Raw genomic sequence first — 25351 nt, 5'->3', positions numbered from 1 at the left:
GCGCTTCGCGAACCGGAACGCACCGGTGTCGACGTTTCTGACATCAGTGCAATTAATGCACGTTCCTTGAAACACGCCGTTGAACGGAAACGGTATGAAGATTAGCCAATTCTCTGTAGCAAGCCTTTTACTCTTGAGACACCAAGGCGTTGATGAGTGCGTAAGTGGCTTTGACGCGTGCTTCATTGGGATAGTTGCGGTTCTCCAACACGACGACACCCAGATCCTTGTCCGGAAGAAGGGCGACATATGCGCCGAAACCGTTCGTCGATCACGTCTTGTTTAGAAGACCCTGCTTTTGCGGGGGCAGGGCGGGCACGATCCTATCTTCCCGTTGAGGGTTCAGAATGAAGTCTGGAGCATTGTCCGATATAAGCTTTTTCTCATCGACAGGCCATTCGTACTCTTCCCAGATCATGTCCTGCGTGAAGTAGGAAGTCTGGAACTGACCTTCATGCGTGCGGGCAATCGCCGTCCTGATATCCGCCGGAACCTCCCGCTGACCGAGTTGCGCGTCAAGGAATGTCAGCATGTCGCGAGCAGTTGATTTGATGCCATAGGCCTCCGCGTCGAGAACGCCTGGATTGACGCGACTGGCCTGGTCGGTCTTGTCATAACCATAGGCGTAATCGGCTATCGCCTAATTGGGGACCGTGATCCAGGTGTTCGACAGGCCAAGTCCGGTCAAAAGCCCGGTCTTCAGGGCGCTCTCGTATGTCATGCCCATGGACATAGAGGTAATATGTCCGAGCATACCGATGCTGACGTTCGAGTAGCTGCGCGCTCCAGGCTGTGTCGGTTTCCAGGTTTTCAGCCAGGTAGCCATCTTGTCGACGTTGTCCACGTCATCCGGCACCTTGAGCGGAAGGCCACCCGGGTGATGGGTGGCCAGATCCATCAGCGTCATATCATCGCCGATCCGGCACGTATTCGCGCAAAGGTGTTTTGCAACCCTATCATCGAGCGATAGTTTGCCCTCTGCTCGGCGACCGCCGCCAGGGTCGCGGTAAAAAGTTTGCTGACCGATCCCAATTCGAAAATCGTGTCGGGGCTGACAGGCCGCTGATCCGCCAGCGATGCAAAACCATAGCTATAAAAACTATGCCGGCCGTTCTGGGTCACTCCGACCACGAGTCCTGGAATTTTGTACTCCCTGACCGTGGAGGCGAAAATTTCCTTCGCTTTCTGCTCAATTGCTGTCTCAGCAGCATATCCGGGGTCCAACGGCACGGCACCGAGCGCAAGCGCGAACGAAAGGAGATAACGTCTGTTCAAACTGATTTTCCCTATGGCTGAGAGGACCCGCGCAGTCGGCATTGCTGAGAGAATTCGCTTCCCGTTCAGCCATGGCCGCTGCTGCGGGCGATTGCAGCGGCCAAAGGGTTCTCGCTTTACTGCATTGGCGAGAACCCCAGGGCCGACGCGAAACTATTGGCGCCGTTATAGACGCAATGCAGGATGACACAGGGCCAAACCGATCCGGTTGCCCGGAAAAGGCTGGCGGATAAAATACCGACCATGATCGCGACCGGCAGGATCACACTGACGCCATGCGCGAATCCGAATATGATCGCGCTCAAAACGATGCCGGCAAACGCGCCGTAGCGGTTGAGCGCATTCGCAACGATGCCCCGAAACAGGATTTCCTCGCCGAAGGGCGTGAAGATGGCGCCGCCCAGCAACGACAGGAGAAGCGGTAAAGGTCCGCCGCGTGCGGCCGCATGCAGGATGCCTTGAGGATCACCGGCTCCGAACCAGGCCATATATGCGAACTGTATGATCAGGTTGAGACCATAACCGACGATGCCAGTTGCCGCCGCGATCATCAGCCAGCGAGGCGAGACCGGTATGAAGCCGAACGGCCGCAGATCGCGTATCCGCAGGCCATAGGCCGCGGCGAAAGCGCCGACGCCGACAACGCCCCCCGCCGTCGAGCCGACAACACCCAGGAGAACAGGGTCGTTGCCCGGAAGAAATCCCATCAGTACGCCGAAAGAAACAAGCAGCACCGCGTAACCAACGAGCCCGACGAGGATTTCTGGCCAGCCGGGCCTTTCCCATCGATCATCTACGATCATCATCAACCTCATCTGTCGCAGAGCGCGCCTGTCGGGGAGCAGCGCATTGCAAAATGCGAACCGTGGGTGCGGCCGCATGTAGCGACCATCAGCTGGATTCACTGTTTCGTTCGAGCATTCGTGCAGGGAAACATTGCGTCAACATTGGCTGGGCGGCCCGTCCCGAATCGCGGGAAACTCCACCCGCACGATTGTCCCTCCACCCGGCGCCGCTGCAAGAGTGATGCGGCCGCGATGGTGATCTATGACCTGCTTCACCAAATTGAGACCCAGGCCGGCACCGGAGGAGCGCGGCGTTAGCCGATGAAAGGGCTCGAATACGCGCTCGTGCTCCTCCCCCGGAATGCCGGGACCGTTATCCTCGACCTGCAACGAGGCGCCTTCGATCCGCACGATGACTTCGTCACCGCCGTGCTCGACCGCGTTTTGTATGAGATTGGTGAGCGCGCGCTCGATCGATCCGGAGTTGCCGCTAATCGAGCCCGATTGCTCAACGACCACCTCGATCGTCTTTCCCGACGCGATCAGCATCGGCGCCAGATCGGCGGCGACGTTGCGCGCTAATCCTGCGAGGTTGATCCAGTCGCTCGGCGCGCCATTGTCTAGTCGGTGAAGATCGAGTAGTTGCTCCGAGAGGGTCGCAAGCCGGGATACATCCGGCAAAAGCGAACGCATGCCTTTGTCTTTCGCTGCGTCGATCTTCATACGCAATATTGCGATCGGGGTCCTCAACTCATGGGCTGCCGATGCGATGAAGCGGTGCTGGCGATCATAGCCTTCATCAAGGCGGCCGAGAGCTTCATTGAAGGCGCGAACCAACGGGCCGATTTCACGCGGGACCTTGTCTTCGGAAAGGCGAAGACCGCGACGCTCGGCGTCGATCCCCTGCGCTTCCTCCGCGGTCTTGATGACGCCGGCCAGGGCGCGCTTGACGATCATCGGCGTCGCGACGATGGAGACGAGCGCCAGGGTCAGGAAAATGGTGATGGCAACGATATTCGACGCCAACGTGATCAGCGCTGTGAAAGGTTTGACCCGACCGTGCGCGATGATCTTCATGCCACCTATGGGACCGGATGCCTGTCGCACGATGGCGGAAAGGGTGAATGGCGCGAACTGCCCGCGCATGTCAGCAGAAGCGAGTTTGTCGAGGTGGTCAACAAGCGGGGCGAACTCCGTTGGTACCTGGCCAAAGGTAATCGTATTGCCGTCGCCAAGCCGGGCCGCGAACCAGATCTCCGGCGCTTCGTTTCGAAGTTTCGCCAGCTCCGGCGTCACTTCCACGACCGCAGTTCCGGTCGCATCACGAACGATCGAATCTGCGGCGACTTTTACGACGACCTCCTCGACATACATCCCGTCGAGCGGGGAATTGACGAAAAAGACGATGAAACCGACGGCGGCAGCGGCGATCGCCAGAAATTGAAGGACGACGTATCCGGTAACAAGGCGTGTCTTCAATGACGACTGGCGGCGCTTCAATCCTTTTCCCTGAGCAGATAGCCCACTCCTCTGACAGTATGGATTTCGACGCCTGCGCCCGCACCGCTGAGTTTCCGACGCAGCCGTGAGATATGGGAATCGAGTGTATTCGACTGGATCATGTCGTCGAAGCCGTAGACAGCTTCCTCAAGGGACTCGCGTACGACAATGCGCCCGCGCCGGCGCAACAGTGTGGTGAGTACTCTTACTTCCCGGCGCTGCAAATCCAGGCGCGCGCCGCGCACCCTGGCCTCGCCATAAGCCATGTCGAACGCGAGGTCGCCGATGACGATCTCGTCTGGCGCAAGGTCGTTCGGACGGCGCTGAACCGCGCGGATGCGGGCAAGCATTTCCTCCAGATCGAAAGGCTTGACCAGATAGTCGTCGGCGCCGTCATCAAGCCCGGCCACCCGGTCGGTCAGTTCGCTGCGGGCGCTTAACACGATGATCGGGACGCCCGGAGTGTCGACCCGCAGTTGCGGAATGAGGCTCAGGCCGTCGCCATCGGGCAACGTGCGATCGAGCAGAACGAGTTCGTGCACTCGCGACCGTGATGCTTCACTGGCGAGCGACAGGCTCGTTACCCAATCAACCACGAAGCGGTCGCGTTCAAGCGCGCTACGCAAGGCTTTGGCGAACTCGGCCTCGTCTTCAATGAGAAGTATTCTCATGATGGTGCTCCCGCAACGCGGGAAGGCGCGCCTGAATGAGTCCAGTGGAACTTCTTGCCGCCGAGCTGTAATGCCTCAATCACGATACGTCTCATTTTCCTTGTCGTGCCCCGGTTTGACATGCATTCGGGACCTTCGATGCAAAGCTGGGTGACGACTTCGCCAGGCAGCGGGTGACGAAACGAACGATTTCCCCTGTGAGTTCCTGATCTTCCGGGGCGCCTCCAAATCCGCCATGCGGCATTGCCTCGAAAACATGCAGTTCTGCTGGAACGCCCGCACGTCTCAGCTTGCGATGAAGTCTCACCGTATTAGAAAGAAACAGATCGCGGGTTCCACTTTGCAGGAAAGTCCGCGGAAAATCGGCCGATATTTCCCCGAAAAGTGGAGACAGGTAGGGATGAGACAAATCCGCTCCGTTTGCGTAGAGCAGGTTATGCGACATCAGCGAATTCGGCAGGATGACGTCGATCGTCCGGTTGGTCTGAAAGCTGTCGCCCGATTCAGTGAGGTCCACTTCTGGGGAAAGGAGCACGACGCCGGCCGGAAAAGGCAGGCCTTCGTCCCGTGCCCTCATAATAGCAGCCATCGCCAAGTTACCGCCGGCCGAGCGACCGCCAAACACGACACGGTTTGCGCCATAGCGCTGGATCAGGTGCCTGTAGGTTACGATGCAGTCGTCGAGGGCGGCGGGATAGGGGTGATCTGGTGGCATGCGATAGTCGATACCGTAGCAGATCATACCGTGCCGCTCAGCATGTATTCGCGCACTTTCTCGACAGGAATCGCCGCCGCCAAAAACAAGCGCGCCGCCATGCAGATCGATAAGAACGCACTCCGCAAGTCTAATATTTTCCGGTGTTGCTACATGGACCGTGGTTGTGCCGAAATGTAGCGTTTCGAGATTTCCTTTCGTTTCCTTCACAGCCTCCGGAGGAGTTTCTGCGTAATACCTGTCGGCAGCGATCTGCATCTGCCGCCATGCCTCATGATCTTGTGGTGATGGTGTTGCAAAGAGTGCGTTGAGTGGCGCTCCCTCGCGTACAGCGGCGTGCAACATTGCCTGCGCCTCGGTGCTTATTGAGGTGGGGACGGGTATTATGCGTTCGTCTACGCGGACGCCCTGTGACCCAGCTGGTTTCCGTCTGTCTACCATAAGAGATTTCTCCCAATCCATTCATGCGTCTCGCTAACCCACCAGGTCGGCATTTAGCTCTCTGAGATCGAGCGTATCCGTGGCCCTACTTTCCATCGGGCAGAACGCGGCCGAGGAAATCGCGGATCAGGGCTGCGATCTCGTCGGCATGGGTCTCCAGCGCGAAATGTCCGGCATCGAGCAGATGGACCTCTGCGTCGGGAAGGTCGCGCTTGTAGGCCTCGGCGCCTGGAGGAATGAACGCCGGATCATAACGACCCCAGGTGGCCAGCAGCGGGGGGCGATGTTCGCGAAAATACGACTGGAAATCCGGATAGAGCGCCACGTTGTTGCGATAGTCGTGGATTAGGTCGAGCTGGATTTCCTCCGCGCCGGGCCGAGCCATATAGGCGATGTCGAGCTCGTAACCGTCCGGGGAGAGGAGTTCTGGATCGGCTCCCGTGCCATATTGCCAGTTCCTGATGGTGTCCGGGGACAGCGATGGCCGGCAGGCTTCGCGGTTGGCGTCACTCGCATCGCGCCAATAGGCCTCCCAGGGTCCCCATTGGTCGCTGAAGCCGTCGACATAGGCGTTGCCGTTCTGGCTGATGATCGCCGACACCCGCTCGGGGTGACGCGTCGCCAGTCGCAGGCCGACCGGGGCGCCATAGTCGAAGATGTAAAGCGCGTAGCGATCAAGCGAGAGGGCTTCTGTGAAACCTTCGATCACATCGGCAAGGCGATCGAAACTGTAGTCGAACGTCCCGCGTGGTGGTGCCTTGGTCTGGCCAAAACCGGGGAGATCAGGCGCGATGAGCCGGTAGCGATCGGCCAGACGCGGGATCAGGTCACGGAACATGTGACTGGCCGTGGGAAAGCCGTGCAGCAGCAGGATGACTGGCGCGTCGACTGGTCCTGCCTCGCGGTAGAATACATTCACATCGCCGACTTGCCGGGACTTATAGCGTGTTCGATTGAGGTTGGATTGCATCTTGGGTTTGCCTCCAGATTTTTGAGGTTTCGCAGGGTCGCGCTAGAGTTCGGTTCTCGCGTTTCCGGACCCGAAACAAACAACAGATCGCCGAAGCGGATGGCGGCCGAGTAGCCGTTGGCCTGATAGAGCGCGTGGCGTCCAGCGGGAAGACTGCAGTGCGCTGCATCATGATCCACGTCCTTTCCGGCCGAGGTGACCACGAGTGGAGCCCTCGGCTCGCATGGAAGCTGCACCATCAATGAATGATGGCGGTGACGCGGATCTCGAACCGCATCGTCGGCAGGCCCAGCGCCTCGACGCCCACTTGCGTCCAGATCGGTGCGTGGTCCGGCATGTACTGGCGGTACAGCTTGACGATCGTCTCGTTGACGATCGGCGGAAAACCGCCGACATGGTAGGTGTTAACGTGAACGACGTGGTCCCAGTTCGCGCCGGCCTTCGCCAAGATCAACTCGATATTGCGGAATGCGGCGGCGATCTCTTCATCGATCGCCTCGGGGATATCCAGATCGTCGTTCCAGCCGCCCTGGCCGGAGGTCTCGACCCGGTTTCCGATCTTGACGGCGTTCGAGAAGTGCAGGTTTTCACGAAACTTTTCGCCGAAGCCCGGCACGACGATGAATTCAGGCTTTTCCATTGTGTTTCTCCATTTTCAAAGGTTTAATATTTCGAGGAGTGCCGCGGAGTTACTCAAACGATTCCGCCAACGTTTTTCTGTATGGATCGGGTCATCACCTGCCGACGTGGGTTCAGCGTCTGCTTGTTACGAACGGAACTACGAGAGACGCCGCTACCAGCGTTACGTTGGCGACCAGTGACATCGTCGCGTACATTCCAAAGTTTTTGCCTGGCACGGTATCGGCGATGTGAAACTGAACCATCGCCACTCCCGGTTTGCCAATTCGGCTGTCGGCGCTCCGCATACCGGCCATCATTCCCGCTCAGCCTTTCGCAGTGAGCCTTCCGCCTCACGCGCGAGCACCTTCTGCACGGCCGGATCGCCGGCCAGCCTGTCATGAAGTGCCAGCACGTTCGGATATCCTTCCAATCCTCCCGGCAGAAGCTTCAGCGCCCAGCGGATCATCGGGAAAGAGTAGGCGTCTATCATCGAGCGCGCTCCATTCAGGATATACTCCCGCCCATCTAGGTGGCGGCCGAGGATGCTTAACTGCTTCGCGACCAGTTTGTATCCGGCTTCGACCACCGCCTGCCGGGCACTTTCACTTTCGTCGCTCGTGTAGCGGAAAGGCATGAAGATCGGCCAGAAGGCCGCATGAACGTCCGAAGTGAAGAAGGAGGACCAGGGATGCGCTTCGGCTCTGGCGCGTAGGCTATCCCCACCGGCAAGGCCGGCCTCGGGGTGTTTGTGTGCCAGATAGTCGAGGATCGCACCGGCCTGTGTTAGAAGCCAGCCGTCGTCCTCGCGAAGGGTCGGCACCGCGCCGGCCGGATTGACCGCAAGCAGCTCGCTGGAGCCGTGCTGCACCCTGGCCGCCTCGTAGGGTGCGCCGATCCATTCGAGTGCGATATGCGGCGCCAGCGAGCACGCGCCCATGGCATAGTACAGTGTGGGCATGATTTGTCCTGATCTTGTTATTCGATTTCCACGGGAGTTGCGACGAAGCGGAGAAGATTCTCAGCAGAGGCGGTCACAGCGATATCTGTTTTTGCAAAAAGCCTGATCATCAGAGCGGCTTTCGCACGGGTTGAAGGAGCAGCCGGTTGCTGCCTGACATGATGTCTCCGTGAACCTGCTCGGACAGGCGCTCGGCATCGCGCCGACGAATGTCTGTGCTGGCATCTTCAATATCGGCTTCTCCGTAGCCCAACGCCCGCAAACCTTCCGCTCCCATCAGGTAGGCGGATTCGACCGTCTCGCGGATCTGGTAATCCACGCCGGCGCGGATCAGATCTATCGCGTGTCCACGATCGTAGCTGCGGACAAGAAGCTTCGCCTGCGTAAACTCGTGTTGCGCCAGTTCCACGATCTTCAGCGCGGCCTTCGGGTCGTCTACACAGATCATGATCGCATCCGCTTCCCCCGCACCGGAGTGGCGCAGCGTATCGAGTCGGGTCCCGTCGCCGAAGAAGACCTTGAACCCATATCGCCCAGCATCGCGGATGCGATCCGGGTCCTTGTCGATGACAGAAAGCTCAACGCCCTGCGACAGAGGTATCTGTGACGCGATCTGGCCGAAGCGTCCAAACCCGATGATCAGGACCCGCCCCTTGAGATCGCGGGCGGGATCGACGCCATCCATCGACGCTTCCGTTCGAAGCAGAAGGTCGGTCGCTATCGTGAGCAGCGGGGTCAGCACCATCGACAGGATTACGACGGTGGCGAACAGCGCATTCTCCCGTGTGTCGATTACTCCGCCCGAGGTCGCTGCCGCATAAAGGACGAAGGCGAATTCGCCGCCCTGGAGGAAAATGGATGTGCGATGCAGGGCCTGATGGTTCGAACTGCCGAACAGACGCGCAACCGCATAAACCACGGCACCCTTCGCGACCGTGAACGCGCCCAGCATGGCCAGCAGAAGTAGCCATTCGGCCGCGACGATCGAAAGGTCCAGAGACATGCCGACGGCAAGGAAGAACAGTCCCATGAGCAGGCCGCGAAACGGCTCAATATCGCTTTCGATCTGGTGCCGGTAGCTCGAGCTCGAGAGCATCACTCCGGCAAGGAACGCGCCCATCGCCATTGACAATCCGGCGACATCCATCAGCAGTGCTGCGCCGAGCACGACCAGCAGCGCACCTGCCGTCAGCACTTCGCGGGTGCGCGCGCGTGCCAGTAAGGCGAAGAACGGATTCAGGCCCCAGCGCGATACGCCGAGAAGCACGAGCAGTGCCGCAACGGCCACGAGGACGTCGGTCCATTCTGCCTCTCCGTGGGAGAGCGGTGAGAGAAAAGCGACCACCGCCAGCAGCGGCACGATCATCAGATCCTCAAACAGCAGGATGGCAACCGACTTCTGTCCCTCTGTGCTCGTAATCTCGCCCCGATCCTGCAGCACCGACATGATGACAGCGGTCGAGGACAAAACAAAGCCCGCCCCCGCGATGAAAGCGACGGTCGCGGAAAGACCAAGGAGCACCGCGCCCGTCAGCGTAAGGACGGCTGTCGCGGCGAAGACTTGGACGAGGCCCAGCCCGAAAATCTGTGTTCGCATCGCCCATAACTTGTTCGGTCGCAATTCGAGTCCGATCACGAACAGGAACATCACCACTCCAAGCTCGGAAAAATGGAGGATGGATTGGGTATCGTTGAACAGGCCCAGCACCGATGGCCCGACAAGAACGCCGGCAGCGAAGTAGCCGAGCACCGATCCGAGCCCCAGCCGGCGGAACAATGGCACAGCGACAACGGCCGCTCCCATCAGGACGACTGCCGGTCCTATCGTTTGCCCCAGACTCACTTCAGCCATCCACGTGCCTTTCCTGTTTGCGTTGTTAATGATCGAAGGGCGACGACGGGGTGGCGGACGATAAGCCGTCGTCCCGTCATCGACAGTTTGAAGCGATGCCCGGCGGGATGGCCGCCGCTCGCTTACCCCTCATCCCGGCTTTCGATGAACGCCAGCAGATCGGCATTGATCAGCTCGGGATGCGTGGCGAACAGGCCGTGCGACAGGCCGGGATAGGTCTTCAGCGTGCCGTTCGAAAGGAGATCGACCGCCTTGCGGGCTGAAGCGTCGATCGGCACCACCTGATCATCCTCGCCGTGCATCAGGAGAACCGGCAAAGAAACGGCCTGAAGGTCCTCGGTGAAGTCCGTCTCCGAGAAGGCGGTAATACAGTCGTAATGGGCCTTTGCGCCGCCCATCATGCCCTGCCGCCACCAGTTGCGGATCAGTCCTTCGCTGACCTCGGCGCCTTCGCGGTTGAAGCCGTAGAAGGGGCCGGTCGGGACATCGAGGAAAAACTGCGCGCGGTTGCGCAGGAGCGCCTCGCGAAACCCGTCGAATACCTCCATCGGCAGGCCACGGGGATAACGCGGCGTCGCCAACATGATCGGTGGCACCGCGCCGATCAGCACGGCCTTCGACACACGACCAGGCTCGCTGCGAGCGACATAACGGATCACCTCGCCGCCGCCGGTCGAGTGCCCGACGTGAACCGCGTCTTTCAGATCGAGTTCCCGCGCCAGCTCCGCGACGTCGGACGCGTATGTGTCCATGTCGTTTCCTGTATCGGTCTGATCGGAGCGACCATGACCGCGCCGGTCATGCGCGATGACGCGGTAGCCCTTGCCGAGGAAGAACAGCATCTGGTTGTCCCAGTCGTCCGCGCTGAGCGGCCAGCCGTGATGGAACATGATGGGCTGCGCGTCTTTCGAACCCCAGTCCTTGTAGAATATCCGGGTGCCGTCCTGCGTTGTAATCGTCGTCATGGTTTTCTTTCCTTTCCTTAGGTTTTCGGACGGGGATTGCCGTCTCTTCCCGATGGTGAACAATCGTTATTGATGTCTCCTCTGATCGATCATCGGCATGCGGATGTTCTTGCCACTTCAATGGATTAGCCCAGACCGACCAGTTGCAGGCGCGGCGCATCCAGTTCCGCATCGGATTTCGCCTGGACCATGCGAAGCATTTTGCGGCGTCGTGGCGTAAGCCCGCCGTTCAGTTGCTGGCTACAAATCGTAGTCTGTCGCGACAGGCGAATTCGAAACGTGAGAAGCGTGTGAGTGAAGACCATCATGTTACTGCGCTCCAGGCAGGCGCATTTCGCTCAAACGATTCGATCAGCAACTCTGAAAGGATGCGTACCTTTTGCACTGGATGCGGACTGGGTGGGCGCACGACGTGGACATTGCCGACCGGCAGTGGATATGCGGTCATGACCGGTACGAGCGCGCCGGAGGCTAGATAATGTTGCGTGACACAGTCGGGAAGCCATGCAAGGCCAAGCCCGGCGGCGGCTGCATTGGCAAGTGCCATGCCGTTCTCGGTTCTGAACCGTCCCTGTGGCTGCACGGTGACGATTTTGTCTCCATCCATGAACCGCCACGTTTCAGCCCCCACCAAAGCCTGGTGAGAGCTGATCTCATCCGGTGCTGCCGGTGAGCCATGCATCTTGATATAGTCAGGGCTTGCGACCAACTGCCCATAAATCTGACCAACTCGCCTCGCGATCAGGTTCGAATCGCGCAGTGCACCAACCCGGATTGCACAGTCAAATCCCTCTGCGATCAAATCCACGAAGCGATCACTGTAGTCAGCCTGAATTTGCAACTCTGGATGGAGCCGCGCCATCTCAGAAAGCACTGGGGCAAAATGTACTGGCCCCGATGTCAGTGGCACGGCGACCCGCAAGCGCCCACGAAGATTGCCGGCTGGCAGGATAATCTCCCTTGCCGCATCCATTTCGGCGCATACCTTTGCAGCATATTCACGAAAGGTAACACCGGCTTCCGTCAGCGCAGCACCGCGGGTCGTTCGTGCAAGAAGCTGGACACCCAAAGCTTCCTCGAGACGGATGAGGCGCCGGCTGACCATCGACTTGGATATCCCCAGTCGACGTGCCGCGGGAGAAACGCCCCCGGCGTCAGCTACTTCGACAAATGTCTGCAGATCCTCGATATCCATATGGTCACCCCGGTTCGAATTCGCTTCACGATCAGATCTTTCCAGTAGCCCTCACGATTGGCGCCACCTCGGTGCCGAGAAGTTCGATCGAGCGTTTCATTCCCACCGTTTCCAGAGAGGCGGTGCTCATCTGAAATGTGATGCGAGAAATACCACCGAGCACCTTGCTGGCCCGAAGCAACTTCTCGGCAACCGTTGTCGGGGCGCCGATCAGGAAGGCGCCGTGGGGGCCCGCCATGTCTTCGAACTGCTGACGCGTTGGGAGCGACCAGCCACGTTCGCGTCCTACCTTGGTCGTCAGATGCGCCCAGCCCGGGAAGAAGGCGTCCCTTGCCGCCGCGTCGGTCTCGCCGACGAAGCCCATGGCATGAACGCCCACCTTGAGCTTCTCGGGACTGTGCCCCGCGCGCAAGCCGGACTCGCGATAGAGATCGACGAGCGGGCGAAACCGTTCAAATGTTCCTCCAATGATCGCCACCATCAGCGGAAGGCCGAGCGCGCCGGCACGCGCGAATGATTGCGGCGTGCCGCCAACGCCGATCCATAGAGGCAGTCGCGATTGGTGAGGTCTCGGAAAGACCCCCTGACCGTTCAACGCCGGGCGGAATTGCCCCTCCCAGACGGGATTGCTTGTCTCGCCAAGCTTCAGGAGCAGGTCGAGCTTTTCCGCGAAAAGATCGTCATAGTCGCGTGTGTCCAGACCGAATAGCGGATAGGCTTCCACGAAGGAACCTCGGCCGACAACGAGCTCCGCCCGGCCTTTGGAAATCAGATCGACGGTTGCGAACTCCTGAAAGACCCGCACCGGGTCGGCGGCGCTCAGAACGGTTACCGCGCTCGTTAATCTAATCTGGCTGGTGCGCGCCGCTGCTGCGGCAAGTATGATCGCTGGTGCAGAATCGAGGAATTCGGCTCGGTGATGCTCGCCGATGCCGAATACGTCCAGCCCGACCCTGTCGGCGACCTCCACTTCCTCAAGAAGATCGGCCATGCGGTCGGTTGCCGAAGGGAGCTTTCCGGTCGTCGGATCAGGAAGGATCGCGGCAAAACTGTCGATACCTATTTCCATGCTTGGTCCTTCCAAGTTTTACCGGGGTTTGTTGCCGGCGCCACCACGCCAGTTTCATGTATGTCGTCAGATATTCACCGTCGCGGTGGTCGAAGACGCCTCTTTCGCGTCGGTGCACGGCTGGGCCAAGCGTGAGCATGCTAGAACCGGGATGGCGAGGCTCAACCTGAGGACCTTTGCGGCGACGTCAACTCGAGATTCCGCCATCCCGGTCAGCTTTTACAAACCGGCCTTGCTGGCTGCCTTTACGGGCGTGTTGAGGAGTTGCTGTTCCCAGAGATAGGCGATGCCGCTGCCAGCGAAGTGCTGGATGAGAATCTCGGTCAGCTGCTCGACATGCCCGGTGCGCGCCCAATCGCGCTGCCATTCGCCGGCGAGCGCCATCACGGTCATCGGGTTTGCACCGGCCGCGATCATACGCTGGACTGCAACTTCGTGGGACTCCTTCGAAATCCCGCCCGACGCGTCGGTGATTACGGTCACGTCCCAGCCTTCGCCGGCCGCCTGGATGACAGGCATTGCGACGCAGACCTCCGTCCACAGGCCGGCAATAATCAATTGCTTGCGACCGGTCGCCTTAACAACATTCACAACATTCTCGTCCTGCCAGGTGTTTACCCAGGTGCGATCGATGACCTCCTGGTCCGGAAATACATCCGTGATCTGCTTGAAGAGAAGTCCACCGCGATCCGCGATCACGCTGGTAAGAATGGTCGGAACGTCGAAGGCTTTTGCCAGCTTCGCCAATGCGGTCGTGCTGTTGACCACGGCTTGCGGATCGTGGCTGTTCAGGTTCGCGAGCTGATAGGGCTGGTGGTCGATCAGAACGAGGACCGAATCTTCGGGGCGAAGAAGCGAGTCGAGGCCGTTACGAAAGGTCATGGAAGCATCCTTTGCTACTGTTCAGGCGTGGGTTAACTGGTAGGCTCACACCGCTTGCGATGACGCCTTTATCGACAGTGTCATTTTCATTTGTGATGCGGTAGCGCCCGTTCGTGTAGAGCTGTGTCGCGGAACGAGGAACGCTAAAGTCAAAATCTGTATTTCTATGTGTGGTACGATCAGAACGATTCGACCGCTAATCTGTCGTGAATACAGGAACGTTGATTTGGACATCGAAGATTTACGAACCTTCGTGGAGGTTGCTGATACTGGCGGGGTTTCTCCCGCCTCGCGGCGGCTCGGCATCTCGAAGTCGATGGTCAGTCGGCGGCTTATTCGGCTGGAAAAGGAATTGGGCGTGCAGTTGCTCGCTCGCACGACGCGCGGCGCCGCGCTCACGGAGGCTGGAATCACCTTTCGGGAGCACGCCGCAAAAGTCTGCGCCGAGATCGACATTGCCAAGGAGACGATATCGCCCGCCGGCGATCTTCGCGGTCGGCTAAGAGTAGCAGCTCCGCTTACGTTCGGTCCGACGCACTTCGCGCCGGTGCTCGCGTCCCTGGCACAGCGCCATCCGGAGTTGCAGGTTCAGGCCAGCTATACTGATCGGTTCGTTGACCTGATCGCAGAAGGGTTCGACTGCGCGATAAGGGTCGGTCATCTTGCCGACTCGAATATGCTTGCAAGACGGGTCGGCTGGACCTCCGCCAAGTACGTTGCAACACCGGACTACATCAAAAAGTACGGCTCCCCCGAGACGCCAGAGGAATTCCTTATGCACGAAGTCGTCATGCAGGGAACTGAAACATGGCTGGCGATGGATGGGGATAAGATCATCACTTTGAAGCCGCAGGGCCGCTTCAAAGCCGACAATGCCGTGGCTCTTGTGGCCGCAGCACTTGCGGGGATTGGCCTTGCCGGTCTTCCTGAAGAATTGATCAGGGAGCATCTGGCTTCCGGCGCGTTGGTCCCGGTCATGACACGTTATCCGCCGCCTAGACTTGGCATCTATGTGATCCGGCCGCCGGGGCAGCACCCTGCACGCAAGATACGGGTGCTCACCGAGATTCTAATCGAGTGTTTTGAAGACTTTTCGGCGGATCGTGAAAACTAGGACCCGGATTGGGCCGGGTCTTTTGCGGATATCACGACGATCGCAGGGCAAGTGCCAAGCTTTCATGAATATCAGAGTGGCGCTCTGATTTTTGCGTTGCGTGTACTTTACCGAAAACCGTTGCGTGCTTTTCGGAATGCGTCCGAACGCAACAGCGATCCATTCAACGTCAAAAACGCTCTCCGACCAGTTCTTCGCTCTTTTGCCAGAGTGCTTTTGCCCGTTCGGGATCCACGGCGTAGCCGTAAAGGCCTTCATCGGCAGGATCGAGTGCGCCCTCCACCTTATCGCAGGACTACGTGCCAGGCGATGTAACGGCAATCAAGGAAAGACCGTGCGTTTACCTGCTGCTGGATCAGGTTGTTCTCCGGTCCGCCAATTATGTCAATCGGCGTCCAGAGGGATAATGCTGCCGCCTTCCGCATGCAACCGAGATAGATAGGTGGTGTGATCAAGAACTTGAAAAGGGAAATACAGCCCTGCTGGGGTCGGCCTGTTACCGTCCAGCCCGATCAGTCGTTCAAGGATCATGCTAACGCCCAGTGCAGTCAAGGAAGCGGCGCCGTCCGGATGAAACACCGCATGGCGGGTGCGAAGCGGCTGTCCGTCGTGATCCCCGCCAGCCAGTTCGATGATGATTTCCGTCGATTTGGGTTTGCCCCGACGACGGGACGAACTGACGCCGGTCGCAATGTTGAACTGAACATTCGGCGCTCCGGTTGCTGCGGCCAGGCCGGCAACATCAACAGACGAAAAGCCTGTCCCAGTTATTTTGGTACCATCGATCGCATGGAACTCGGCTTTGGCATCATCTTCACTACGCCAGACATAGCTGCCGTCACGACGGGTGAGGGCGGCCGGCATCATACGGTTCAATCGCTCAAAATCCTCGGCGACGGCCGGGCCGCCACCATCCTGCTCATCGACAAGGGCACCGATCGTGATCTCGTGTAGTCGTGCAAATGCTTTTGCGCATGTGAATGTGGCGACGGTTGTGGCGCCGACCAGCCATTCATAGCCGAGGACGACTGCCGCGGCGTCCGGCGCGTGCATATAGGTCGCAACTTCGGGAGCAATTTCATAGACGCCTGAAGAAATGCCCAGATGCGGTATCCTGCGGCTTTGAGCGAAGCGCAGGCTGGCCAATCGTTCGTCAGCGTAAAAAATCGAGACGGCGCTGATCTCGCGATCACCGAGACCGAGATCGTCAGCACACGCGTCAATCACCACGCCCTCTGCTTGCCCGATCTCGCTTGCGGCGTTGCGGCTTTTGAGCAGATCGCGCCCACCGATCAATAAAGGAACGTCGGGGTAAACGGAGCGAAGCGCGCGGGCAGTCTGACGTCCGATCGCGCCCGTGCCACCCAGCAGGAGAATAGGATGGGAAATCATTGTCGTATATCCTTACTTGGTATAACCTACTAATGGTAGTTTATACCTACTAAAAGTAGGTTTTGCAAGGACCCGACAATGACAGGTATTTCCAATCACGTTGCCATACAGACCTCATCACGTAGGCTTTCGAAAGGAGAGAGACGACGGCAACTGCTCTATACTGCATTGCTGATCGTCCGCGAAGAAGGTGCAGACCGTCTGACGCTGGGCAATCTCGCCTCCCGTGCCGGAATCTCCAAACCGGTGGTGTACGAACATTTCGGTACCCGTTCTGGTCTACTCATCGAGCTTTACCGGTGGATTGATGACGAGCGGGTGAGGGCATTTCGAACTGCGATGGCAGCGGGTGCGCGGAGCCTAGAGGAAACCATTCATCTGCTGGCGGAAGCCTACATCCGTTGCGCTGCTGACATGACGGATGAATTTCATACCGTCGGCGCAGCCTTAACCGGAAGTGAGGAAAAAGCCGTCGTATTTCAGGAATTGCTCGGCAATTCGGTTCAGATGTTCGCCACAGTCCTTAAGCCCTTCGATACTCTATCGGCAGGGGATCTGGAGAAGCGTTGCATTGGCTTCGTCGGTGCGGGAGAAGCGCTTTCATCGGCTGTGGTACGTCAGACTTTGTGCCAGGGCGAAGCTGTCGAGGTCTTTGTGTCGCTGATCGCTGGCGGAATGGTTGCATCATAAATTCTCAGACTCAGAAAAATCTGAGTGGAGGTCTCATCCGAGGGAAGTGCTGAGAGAAATCGGCACTTCCGTACTGCCTTCGACGTGGATCGTCCACATATTGTCAAAGTGACGAATGACCACGTTCGAGATCAGATGAGCGTCCTGTTCGCGCTGTCCTCGGTTCAGACTGTTGCCTGATCTTCGCGCGCGTCATAGCTGCGCTGACAGTCCTGGATCACGTCGATGTTCTCGACGGTCCAGTCGAACAGGATCGAGAACGGTCCTTGCAGCGATCGGCCGAGCGGTGTCAGCGCATATTCGACGCCGAGCACGCGCCCGTCCAGAACCCTGCGCGTCACCATCCCGTTGCGTTCCAGTTTGCGCAGCGTCTGCGTCAACACGCGCTGGGTGACGCCATCGAGGCGGCGTTTGATCGCATTGAAGCGACGGGGCTTGCTGAGCACCGCCAGCACCATCATCGACCACTTGTCGGCTATCTGGTCGAGGATCACCCGGCTCGGGCAGTCGGCACGGTAAACCGGGTCATTTTCACTTGTTGGTTCATCCATCGGTATCCTCCGGCATCCCTGGGATGCTTCAGGTGCGTAATTGACGCTAGGTATCCGATGAATACTTTATGGTCAATGGTGCAAAACACCGGCACCAGAGTTTCACGAAGAACAGAGACTTTACATATGACAGACACAGATTTCAGCCGGCTTCGAATTTCCAAATCGGAAGGCATCGCAACGATCACCATCGACAATCCTCCGGTCAACGTTCTCGATGTCCCCTTGATGAGTGAGATACGCCGTTTTCTTCTCTCCGTTCGCGATGATCCCGACACGCGCGTGCTGGTTTTCCAGAGCGCGGACCCGGAATTCTTCATTGCTCATGTCGACATGACTTTGATCGACGAGCCGCATGCCTTCGATGAGATTGCCCGCGAGGCTCCGGAAGGCCTCAACCCGTTCCAGGCATTCGGTGAGCTGCTGCGGGAGCAGCCGCAGGTGACAATCGTCAAGCTCGCCGGGCTGGCGCGCGGCGGCGGCGCGGAGTTCGTCGCAGCGGCCGACATGGCGTTCGCAGCAGAGGGGCGGGCAGGGCTTGCCCAATGCGAGGCGTTGATGGGCATCACGCCCGGCGGCGGGGCCATGCAATATCTGTCCAGCCGGATGACACGCGGCCGGGCTCTCGAAGTGATCCTCGGCGCCGATCTTATCGATGCGGCGACGGCGGAATGCTATGGCTGGATCAACCGGGCGCTGCGGGCCTCGGAACTCGATAGCTTCGTCGACCGGTTGGCAGGCAACATCGCCGCTTTACCAGAAGGCGTCATCGCCGCCGCCAAAAAGGCGGTGCCACCCGCAGACTTGCGGGAGGGCTTTAGTCGCGAGCACGACGCCTGGGCGGGATTGTTCGCGCGCCCGGCGGCCGAAAAACTCATTCGAGGCGGGCTTAAGGCAGGAGCACAGACCAGGGACGGTGAGCGAAACCTCGAAGGTCTGCTCCGTGCGCTGCGGGTTTGACGCCAAGGCGTCGCCGGACGTTCCGCATCTTGCAACACAGTTCAGCAGGTCTTGAGACTAAGCGTCGTTAACGGAGAACATTAAGTTAGCGGGACAGGCGGTCGAGCGTCTTTCGCATCTTGTAAGAACCATCGCGGCCTGGGTCGACTACGTAGAAAAGGAAGAACACATGATTGATCTGAACGGGAAACGTGCATTGGTAACCGGAGGGTCGCGAGGCATCGGTGCCGCGATCGCATTGGCTCTCGCCGAGAACGGCGCTGACGTGGCGTTTACGTACCAGCGCTCGGCTGAAAAAGCTGCCACGGTGGCCAAGTCCATTGAAGATGCGGGGCGTCGCGCGGTTGTTATTCAAGCCGATAGTGCCAATCCTGAGGCGATCACGCGTGCAGCCAGCGATGCCATCACGGCGCTTGGTGGTCTCGATATCCTCGTCAACAGCGCGGCGATCGGCCACTCCGGAATGATCGTTGACCTCGATGTAGCCGACTATCAAACCTTGATGGACGTCAACGTGCGAGCGCCAGTGCTGTTCGCGAAGGCTGTCATTCCGCATCTTTCCGCCGGCGGGCGTATCATCTCCATCGGATCGGGTCTCGGTGAGCGGGTTCCATTCCCGGGCGTAACGGCTTATGCGATGTCCAAGGCAGCACTCACCTCTTTCACCCGCGGGCTGTCGCGCGAACTTGGTCCGAACGGCATTACCGTAAACCTGGTGCAGCCCGGATCGGTGAATACCGATGCAAATCCGGCGGACGGCGCGGCCGCCGACTTCCAGCGGAGCCTCACGTCGCTGGGGCGTTTCGGCGAGCCACGCGAAATCGCGAACGCTGTGGTCTTTCTCGCAAGTCCTGCTGCGAGCCTGATTACGGGTGCCATTCTGACCGCCGATGGGGGCGCGATAGCCTGACTGCGCCCGGTCTTCCTTGGGCTAAGGGGGCGAACCCTCGCCTCCACCTTGGATGATCGGAGCCTAAATTGCCGTCCGGAAAAAGCAAGCTAAGATGGGTGCATGCTTCCGCATCAGATGACCGTGGATCATCGAACGGTGGTCATCGCGATACTTAACAGGTCGGCTGACCAGCCCGTAGAAGCGCCATGCCTCAACGTGTACTGGACGGTTATGATGATCTCAGGCGCGGCGCTCAACGCATTGCCGATTTGCCTTTGGGTGATCCGGATGTTCTTTTGCTCAAATCCGCCAGCGGCATCTCGCAAAGGCGGGCGTTTGTCGCTGCGCTGCTGGCCACAGACATCGGTGATCGCCAGCATCTGTTGCGTGTCGAGACCCGTACCGGTCGCGGGGCGGCAAACCGACGAACAAGGCCATCAAGGAGTTCGCTGAGCAGTGGGCGTTCGCCGAGCAATAGACCGAATTGAAAGTCCGTCAGCCGGATTGATACAAACAAGACGCTCAAGTCGTAAATGAACCCGCCTTCCAGGCGGGTTTGTGACGCCAAGCTTGGTGTTACCTAAACATCTCGCCGGGGTGTCCATCCCTGTGGTGCCATTTCGAACTGTTCGAACAAGAAGCCCGGCGCGACGGTGCATCCGACTAGGGTCCAAGCCCCGAGGGGTTCCGCCGTCTGCCACCATCCCGCGGGAACGACGAGCTGCGGCCGTTCGCCGGCGGTAAGGTTAGCGCCGAGGCGATGAGGGATCATGTCGCGCCCATCGGGCGAAAGGGTGAGAGCCAGCGCGTCACCGGCATGGAAATGCCAGATCTCCGTCGCGTCCTTGACGCGGTGCCAGTGCGAGCGCTGTCCGGCTTCGAGCAGGTAGTAGATTGCGGTAGAATGGCCACGAGGGGCCGCCGACTCGTCGCGGAAAGTCTCGGCGTACCAGCCGCCTTCCGGGTGCGGCTTGAGGCCGAGCGCCTCGATGATCTCGCGAGCGGATGGCGTTACATCCCTTGGAAGTTCAGTCATGACGAGGGCTCCGAAATCGATACCGGAACGGCTACCCTCGCAGACAGAATGTGCTCGAGATCTTTCAGCGCAGCTGCTGCGGTGGCGAGGGGCTCCTTGCCGGATCCGATCGCGATCGTATCGCCCATCGCGTCGGTGGTGATACGGATTGCCTTGTCCTTTCCCCGAACATTCGCAAGTGGGTCTGAAAGCGGATAGGTCCTGATTCCGACCGCGGCGCGGAATTTGCCGTCAATGCACGTCAGGCTGCCGACGAGCTTCGGAACCACACCTTCCGCTCGCCACGCTTCGATACGATCTCCGGTGACCGACTGGAGGCCTTCGACGGCAAGCTCGTCCATCGTTAGGTCGGCGCCGAGCCCGAAATTGGCGAGGATCAAGAGCTTGCAGGCGGTATCCCAGCCTTCGGTGTCGTTGCGCGGATCGGCTTCGGCGAAACCGCCTTTCTGCGCCTCCTGCAGGGCCGCATCGAAGCCGAGGCCTTTCGTCGTCATAGCGTCGAGCAGGAAATTGGTCGTGGCGTTCAGGATACCCTCGATTTTGAGCACTTCGCAGCCCTTCAGGCTGTAATCGACGAGATCGATCGTCGGCAGGGCGGCGGCTGCTGCGCCGCTGAGCTTCAGCATCGCACCCGAGCCTGTTGCGAGCTCACGCAACTGTTTTCCGCTATGGACCAGCGCACCCTTCGATATGACGATCGTGTCGTGCCCGGCGGCGAGAGCCGAGCGGATATAGGCCAGTCCCGGGCCGCCGGTGCGGAAATCACTTGGTCCCGCCTCGATCAGAATGTCGGCGCCGCTTGCCGCCACGAAGTCCGGTCCAGAAAGCCCTGCCGCAAGCGTATCCAGCCGCTCAGCTTCCAGACCGCCGGGGTCGGATAGACCGGATCGCGATCCGCAGACGGCGACCAGGCGAACATCGGCTCCGTAGACCTTCCGATAGCGCTCGCGCCGAGACAGAAGCAGCTTCGCCGTGGCACGTCCCACGCCTCCGAAACCTGCAATCGTGATGTTGAAAACCCGCATATAGTCTTCTTTCTTTTCTGGTTTGCCTACGGCCTGTCGACGGACAGTCGCTAAAACGCCTCGACCTCGACGGGTTCCGGCGTTTGCGTTCGTGAAAGGCCAGATTGCTGGGGTTGCAATCTTACCTTGATGCAGGCTCGGGCCTACGGTCCGGCCCTTGGTGGCACCTGTCGGCTATCTGGAGAGCGCCTGTTCGATAACCGCCTCGCTGACGATGATGGATTGTCGGCCAAGCGGTCAATCCCTCGTCGTAGCGTCGAGGCCGGTCCAGTGGGCGACGAACGCCCAAAGGTCGGCGATCTCGTCGATTGCCTTGTTGGTGGGTTTCCCGGCACCGTGGCCGGCCCGCTTGTCGACCCGCAGGATCCGCGGCTTGTCGCCGAGGTTCGCGGCCTGAAGTGCCGCAACATATTTGAAGCTGTGGGCCGGCACGACGCGGTCGTCGGTATCAGCCGTCGTGACCAGGATCGCCGGATAGGGTGTGTCCGAGCGGATCGTGTGATAGGGCGAATAGGACAGGAGGTTGCGGAAGTCGGCTTCCTTCCGTGGATCGCCGTAGTCCCCGATCCAGAACTGTCCGCCTGTGAAACGGGCGAAGCGCAGCATGTCCATGACGCCGACACCTGGAAGGACCGCGGCGAAAAGGTCCGGTCGCTGGTTGGTCACGGCCGCGACCAATAGGCCGCCATTGGATTCGCCTTGGATTGCGAGGCTCTCGGCAGCGGCGATGCCTTTGCTCTTCAGATATTCGGCGGCGGCGATGAAGTCGTTGAAGACGTTCTGCTTGTTCGCGAGCCGCCCAGCGTCGTGCCATGCTTTGCCGTATTCCCCGCCGCCGCGCAGATTGGCGACGGCGTAGGCGCCGCCCGCTTCCACCCATGCGAGGACGGGCGGCGAATAATAAGGGATCATGCTGATGCCGTAGCCGCCATAACCGTAAAGGATTGTCGGTACCGGCGCCTGAACGTCTGCCCGGCGCACAACGAACATCGGAATGCGTGTGCCGTCTTTCGATTGATAGAAGTGCTGTTCGACGGTCATGCGGCCGAGATCGATCGCGACCTCCGGTTGGGCCCAGACTTCGAGCTGTCGGTTGGTGACATCGTAGCGGTAGATCGTCATTGGAGCGTCGTAACCGGTGAAGACGAAGAAGGCGTCGTCGTCGTCCGGACGTCCGTGAAAACCGCCCGCACTGCCGATGCCCGGAAGCTCGACCGTCCCATCGGGCGTGCCGTCGGGCATATAACGGCGGATCTCGGTCTTGGCATGGACGAGATAGGTGACGAGAAGCTTCCCGCCGAGGAGGGATGCATCGTTCAGCGTGGCGTCGTCTCGCTCTTGGACGAGATCGACGATGCGCAGTTCGACCTCAGCGAGGTCGAAAGTGACGATCCTGCCGCGCTCCGCCCCTTGGTCCGTCACCACGAAGAACCTGTTCCCCTGATTTCCGGCCACGAACCAGTTATGCCCCTGGGTCTCGATGACAGGGCGCGGCGTCCACGTCGGGTCGCGTAGGTCAATGATCGACAGTGTGTTGCTGCCCGCGCCGGGAGTCGAATAGATCACGACATAACGCCCGTCCGCTGTCACGCTGACCGTCTGTATGAGGAGCTGACCTTCCGCAGCCGCGTGAACGAGCCGGTCGTCAGCCTGCGCCGTGCCGAGTGTGTGGAAATAAATGGCGTGCCCGGTGACCGGCGCTTCGAATCCGTTCGCCGCAGGCGGCTCTGGAAAACGGGAGTAGAAGAACCCGGATCCGTCATGTGCCCAGGCGATGGCGGTGAAGCGCGCCCATGCGATTTCGTCGACAAGGATGTTTCCACTCTCTACATCGAGAACCCGGATCGTACGCCAGTCGGTGCCGCCCTCCTGGCGGGCAAAGGCAACATGACGTCCGTCTTCGCTGACGGCCCATTCCGCCAGGGCCGCCGCGCCATCCTCGGCCCACGTGTTGGGATCCACGAGGACATGTTCCGGGCCGTCCGCCCCTTCGCGCATGACGAGAACCGCCTGGTCATCGAGGCCGGGATTGCGGGTGAAGAAATAGCGCTCTCCACGCTTGATCGGGGCGGTCAGGCGGGCATGCTCGAAGAGCGCCGCCAGCCGCTGCCGGAAGGCTTCCCGGCCCGGCAGCCCGGCCAGATGTGTTCGTGCCAGTTCGTCTTGCGCCTGCATCCAATCCGCGACCTCGGGGTGACTGCGCGCATCGGCTTCCAGCCACCGGTATGGATCGGCAATCGTGGTGCCAAAATGCTCTTCCATCGTGTCGGTGCGTCGGGTTTCGGGATAGATCATTTTGGTTCCTTATGGAGCGAAGGGACTGGCCGACCGGTTTAGCGAGCGACCGGATCGCAGATCGGCAGGGTGCTTGCTGCGCGAATGGCAGCGGCCAACCGGTCGCAGACTTCATGGTGTTCGAAGTAGCGGCCATGGGTGAACGTGGCGGTGCATATGTCTTCATCGACAACGCGCACGGCGGCCATTGCGGCCGCAGCGCAGAGCTTGACGTCGAAATCCTCGGACGTGCGCCCGGCGCGCTCGGCAACGATCGCGACGAACTCGTCTTCTGCTTGCGCGCTCGCCATCAGATAGGCGGTGCGGATCGCCGGTTCGGTTTTCAGGCGGGAGATCAGGCGCGCCACGGCTACGCCGTCGCGGATCTCCTGCTCTGTCTTCAGCATCGAGCCCAGCGTATCGCGCAGGTAGACCTCGATCGAGAACTCCCGCGGCCAGGTGCGCAACAATTCGATGAAGCGCAGGCTCGTAACCATGAAAAGCGGCTCGATGCAGGCTTCCTTCGAGCGGAAATAGCGCCAGACCGTTCGCTTGGAGAGCCCCGATTCGGCGGCAATCGCATCGCCACTTGTCTTCTCGACACCGTTTTTCCAGAACAGATCGGCCGCGTGACGCGCGACCTCAAGTCGCCCCTTCTCGATCTTCGCCAAAATCCGATATCCTTCTGGCACTTAGTGACAATAGAATATTTGGCACTAAGTGACACTTTGGTCAAGGAGATGGACGAAGCCTTTTCGCCCGGCGCCTGAGCGAGCGGCTAACCGAGGCCGCGCGTTAGAGCTGCCATGACATCCTTGATCGGCCTGCCGTTCCACGTTTTGCAACAACGTTTCGCATTCGGGGAGACTATGCTGCTAGCCGATGCAGTACTAACCTCCACGCCATGAAATTCTAATGAAGGCGGCCATTTCCGGGAGGGCACTTACAGCCGCAGCTATAACAGCCGTGGTATCTCGAACCAAATCCGGAGCGATAAAAATAAAACTCAGGAAATCACATGGTAGATTTCGTCCATAGCCTTCATCATGTCGGTGTTGTCGTCAATGACCTGCGGGCTAGCCTTGATTGGTATCGTGATAAGCTTGGATTCGAGCACCAGTACAGTTTCACCTTGCCTGGCGCGCAGGTGGCCATGCTCGTCCGCGGCCAAGCTCGGCTCGAAATCTTTCAAGTCGAAGGTGCTACGCCGATGGCAAGCGAGCGCGAAGACATCGAAACACTCCTGAAACGCGGTGGCGTCAACCATTTCGCGCTCAATGTCGATGAACTGGAAGAGACCATAGCCGCGCTGGCGGCTAAGGGTGTTGAAATCGTTATACCGCCATCCTCCGTTCCCAACAATTCCGGCGATCGTTTCGCTTACATCCGAGACAATGAGAGGATGCTGGTCGAGTTGTTTCAACCGGCGTCCTGAGAATGGGTGCTGCGATATCGGCCCCAGAATGCCTACCCGGCTTTCCTCATCGTGCAGCACCGCGTCTTGCATATCAGACGACC

25 protein-coding genes and 2 pseudogenes are annotated in these 25351 nt (G+C 59.5%); 5 read left to right on the top strand and 22 right to left on the bottom strand.

The genetic code is table 11. The features are described from left to right. Positions 1-271: 271 nt before the first annotated feature. The 15 genes and pseudogenes from J9800_RS22040 to J9800_RS04980 all read right to left on the bottom strand — a co-directional run bounded on the left by J9800_RS22040 (position 272) and on the right by J9800_RS04980 (position 13899). A pseudogene (locus J9800_RS22040) lies at positions 272-1317 on the bottom strand (serine hydrolase). Positions 1318-1391: 74 nt separating this feature from the next. Next, positions 1392-2081: a CPBP family intramembrane glutamic endopeptidase gene (locus tag J9800_RS05040; RefSeq protein WP_235920923.1), complete on the bottom strand. Its 690-nt coding sequence runs from the start codon at positions 2079-2081 to the stop codon at positions 1392-1394. A gap of 135 nt (positions 2082-2216) precedes the next feature. Continuing rightward, complete coding sequence (locus J9800_RS05035) at positions 2217-3560, bottom strand: sensor histidine kinase (protein ID WP_142860082.1); 1344 nt, start codon at positions 3558-3560, stop codon at positions 2217-2219. Then, positions 3557-4231: a response regulator transcription factor gene (locus J9800_RS05030; RefSeq protein WP_142860081.1), complete on the bottom strand. Its 675-nt coding sequence runs from the start codon at positions 4229-4231 to the stop codon at positions 3557-3559. Before J9800_RS05030 ends, J9800_RS05035 begins: the two co-directional genes overlap by 4 nt. A gap of 91 nt (positions 4232-4322) precedes the next feature. Beyond that, on the bottom strand, positions 4323-5291 hold the full coding sequence (locus tag J9800_RS05025) for an alpha/beta hydrolase (protein ID WP_235920924.1): 969 nt from the start codon (positions 5289-5291) through the stop codon (positions 4323-4325). A 181-nt stretch (positions 5292-5472) separates the two neighbouring features. Then, a complete protein-coding gene (locus J9800_RS05020; protein WP_142860079.1) occupies positions 5473-6357 on the bottom strand; it encodes an alpha/beta fold hydrolase in 885 nt (294 codons plus the stop codon). A gap of 68 nt (positions 6358-6425) precedes the next feature. Then, a pseudogene (locus tag J9800_RS22305) lies at positions 6426-6529 on the bottom strand (RidA family protein); the annotation flags it as partial. 66 nt (positions 6530-6595) lie between these two features. Beyond that, positions 6596-6997, bottom strand: coding sequence for a RidA family protein (locus J9800_RS05015; RefSeq protein ID WP_142860075.1), 402 nt, complete (start codon positions 6995-6997; stop codon positions 6596-6598). 294 nt (positions 6998-7291) lie between these two features. Beyond that, entirely contained in the window at positions 7292-7936 is a 645-nt protein-coding gene (locus tag J9800_RS05010) for a glutathione S-transferase family protein (protein ID WP_142860073.1), read from the bottom strand. Positions 7937-8045: 109 nt separating this feature from the next. Then, positions 8046-9788, bottom strand: coding sequence for a monovalent cation:proton antiporter-2 (CPA2) family protein (locus J9800_RS05005; RefSeq protein ID WP_142860071.1), 1743 nt, complete (start codon positions 9786-9788; stop codon positions 8046-8048). Positions 9789-9910: 122 nt separating this feature from the next. After that, entirely contained in the window at positions 9911-10753 is an 843-nt protein-coding gene (locus J9800_RS05000; RefSeq protein ID WP_142860069.1) for an alpha/beta fold hydrolase, read from the bottom strand. A 125-nt stretch (positions 10754-10878) separates the two neighbouring features. Further along, the gene (locus tag J9800_RS04995) at positions 10879-11061 is read right to left on the bottom strand and encodes a hypothetical protein (RefSeq protein WP_142860067.1); all 183 of its coding nucleotides are present in this window, start codon (positions 11059-11061) and stop codon (positions 10879-10881) included. Continuing rightward, a complete protein-coding gene (locus tag J9800_RS04990; protein ID WP_142860065.1) occupies positions 11058-11948 on the bottom strand; it encodes a LysR family transcriptional regulator in 891 nt (296 codons plus the stop codon). Before J9800_RS04990 ends, J9800_RS04995 begins: the two co-directional genes overlap by 4 nt. Before the next feature lie 31 nt (positions 11949-11979). Then, positions 11980-13017 carry an Atu2307/SP_0267 family LLM class monooxygenase gene (locus J9800_RS04985; RefSeq protein WP_142860063.1) on the bottom strand — a complete coding sequence of 346 codons (1038 nt, stop codon included), beginning with the start codon at positions 13015-13017 and terminating at the stop codon, positions 11980-11982. Between the two features lie 219 nt (positions 13018-13236). Then, positions 13237-13899, bottom strand: coding sequence for a hydrolase (locus J9800_RS04980; protein ID WP_095447481.1), 663 nt, complete (start codon positions 13897-13899; stop codon positions 13237-13239). Positions 13900-14125: 226 nt separating this feature from the next. On the opposite strand from J9800_RS04980, the gene J9800_RS04975 reads away from it, so the two are divergent. Further along, positions 14126-15013: a LysR family transcriptional regulator gene (locus tag J9800_RS04975; RefSeq protein ID WP_142860061.1), complete on the top strand. Its 888-nt coding sequence runs from the start codon at positions 14126-14128 to the stop codon at positions 15011-15013. Positions 15014-15397: 384 nt separating this feature from the next. Here the strand turns inward: J9800_RS04975 and J9800_RS04970 are convergent, their stop codons facing one another. Continuing rightward, entirely contained in the window at positions 15398-16405 is a 1008-nt protein-coding gene (locus J9800_RS04970) for an NAD(P)-dependent oxidoreductase (RefSeq protein ID WP_142860059.1), read from the bottom strand. A 78-nt stretch (positions 16406-16483) separates the two neighbouring features. Between J9800_RS04970 and J9800_RS04965 the strand changes: the two genes are divergently transcribed. Next, a complete protein-coding gene (locus J9800_RS04965; protein ID WP_192799674.1) occupies positions 16484-17095 on the top strand; it encodes a TetR/AcrR family transcriptional regulator in 612 nt (203 codons plus the stop codon). A 164-nt stretch (positions 17096-17259) separates the two neighbouring features. On the opposite strand, the gene J9800_RS04960 is transcribed toward J9800_RS04965, so the two are convergent. After that, positions 17260-17646, bottom strand: a complete 387-nt coding sequence (locus J9800_RS04960; protein WP_095447478.1) for a winged helix-turn-helix transcriptional regulator — start codon at positions 17644-17646, stop codon at positions 17260-17262. A 126-nt stretch (positions 17647-17772) separates the two neighbouring features. Here J9800_RS04960 and J9800_RS04955 point away from each other — a divergent pair, with 126 nt between their 5' ends. Further along, complete coding sequence (locus J9800_RS04955; RefSeq protein ID WP_210845640.1) at positions 17773-18606, top strand: enoyl-CoA hydratase/isomerase family protein; 834 nt, start codon at positions 17773-17775, stop codon at positions 18604-18606. Positions 18607-18775: 169 nt separating this feature from the next. Then, positions 18776-19516 carry an SDR family NAD(P)-dependent oxidoreductase gene (locus J9800_RS04950; RefSeq protein ID WP_142860057.1) on the top strand — a complete coding sequence of 247 codons (741 nt, stop codon included), beginning with the start codon at positions 18776-18778 and terminating at the stop codon, positions 19514-19516. Positions 19517-19644: 128 nt separating this feature from the next. On the opposite strand, the gene J9800_RS04945 is transcribed toward J9800_RS04950, so the two are convergent. The 5 genes from J9800_RS04945 to J9800_RS04925 all read right to left on the bottom strand — a co-directional run bounded on the left by J9800_RS04945 (position 19645) and on the right by J9800_RS04925 (position 24504). After that, positions 19645-19878, bottom strand: coding sequence for a hypothetical protein (locus J9800_RS04945; protein WP_142860055.1), 234 nt, complete (start codon positions 19876-19878; stop codon positions 19645-19647). 200 nt (positions 19879-20078) lie between these two features. Beyond that, positions 20079-20534: a cupin domain-containing protein gene (locus J9800_RS04940; RefSeq protein WP_142860053.1), complete on the bottom strand. Its 456-nt coding sequence runs from the start codon at positions 20532-20534 to the stop codon at positions 20079-20081. Continuing rightward, on the bottom strand, positions 20531-21559 hold the full coding sequence (locus J9800_RS04935) for a homoserine dehydrogenase (protein WP_142860051.1): 1029 nt from the start codon (positions 21557-21559) through the stop codon (positions 20531-20533). Before J9800_RS04935 ends, J9800_RS04940 begins: the two co-directional genes overlap by 4 nt. A 237-nt stretch (positions 21560-21796) precedes the next feature. Beyond that, on the bottom strand, positions 21797-23854 hold the full coding sequence (locus tag J9800_RS04930; RefSeq protein WP_142860049.1) for a prolyl oligopeptidase family serine peptidase: 2058 nt from the start codon (positions 23852-23854) through the stop codon (positions 21797-21799). Between the two features lie 38 nt (positions 23855-23892). Next, positions 23893-24504 carry a TetR/AcrR family transcriptional regulator gene (locus J9800_RS04925; protein WP_161991880.1) on the bottom strand — a complete coding sequence of 204 codons (612 nt, stop codon included), beginning with the start codon at positions 24502-24504 and terminating at the stop codon, positions 23893-23895. 347 nt (positions 24505-24851) lie between these two features. Here J9800_RS04925 and J9800_RS04920 point away from each other — a divergent pair, with 347 nt between their 5' ends. Further along, complete coding sequence (locus J9800_RS04920) at positions 24852-25268, top strand: VOC family protein (protein WP_142860045.1); 417 nt, start codon at positions 24852-24854, stop codon at positions 25266-25268. Positions 25269-25351: the final 83 nt, after the last annotated feature.

The sequence above is a fragment of the Ochrobactrum sp. AP1BH01-1 genome (genome assembly GCF_018066705.1).
Lineage (GTDB): Bacteria > Pseudomonadota > Alphaproteobacteria > Rhizobiales > Rhizobiaceae > Brucella.
The sequence above is the reverse complement of the archived record's forward strand: the minus strand, read 5'-3'. Positions and strand labels throughout refer to the sequence as shown.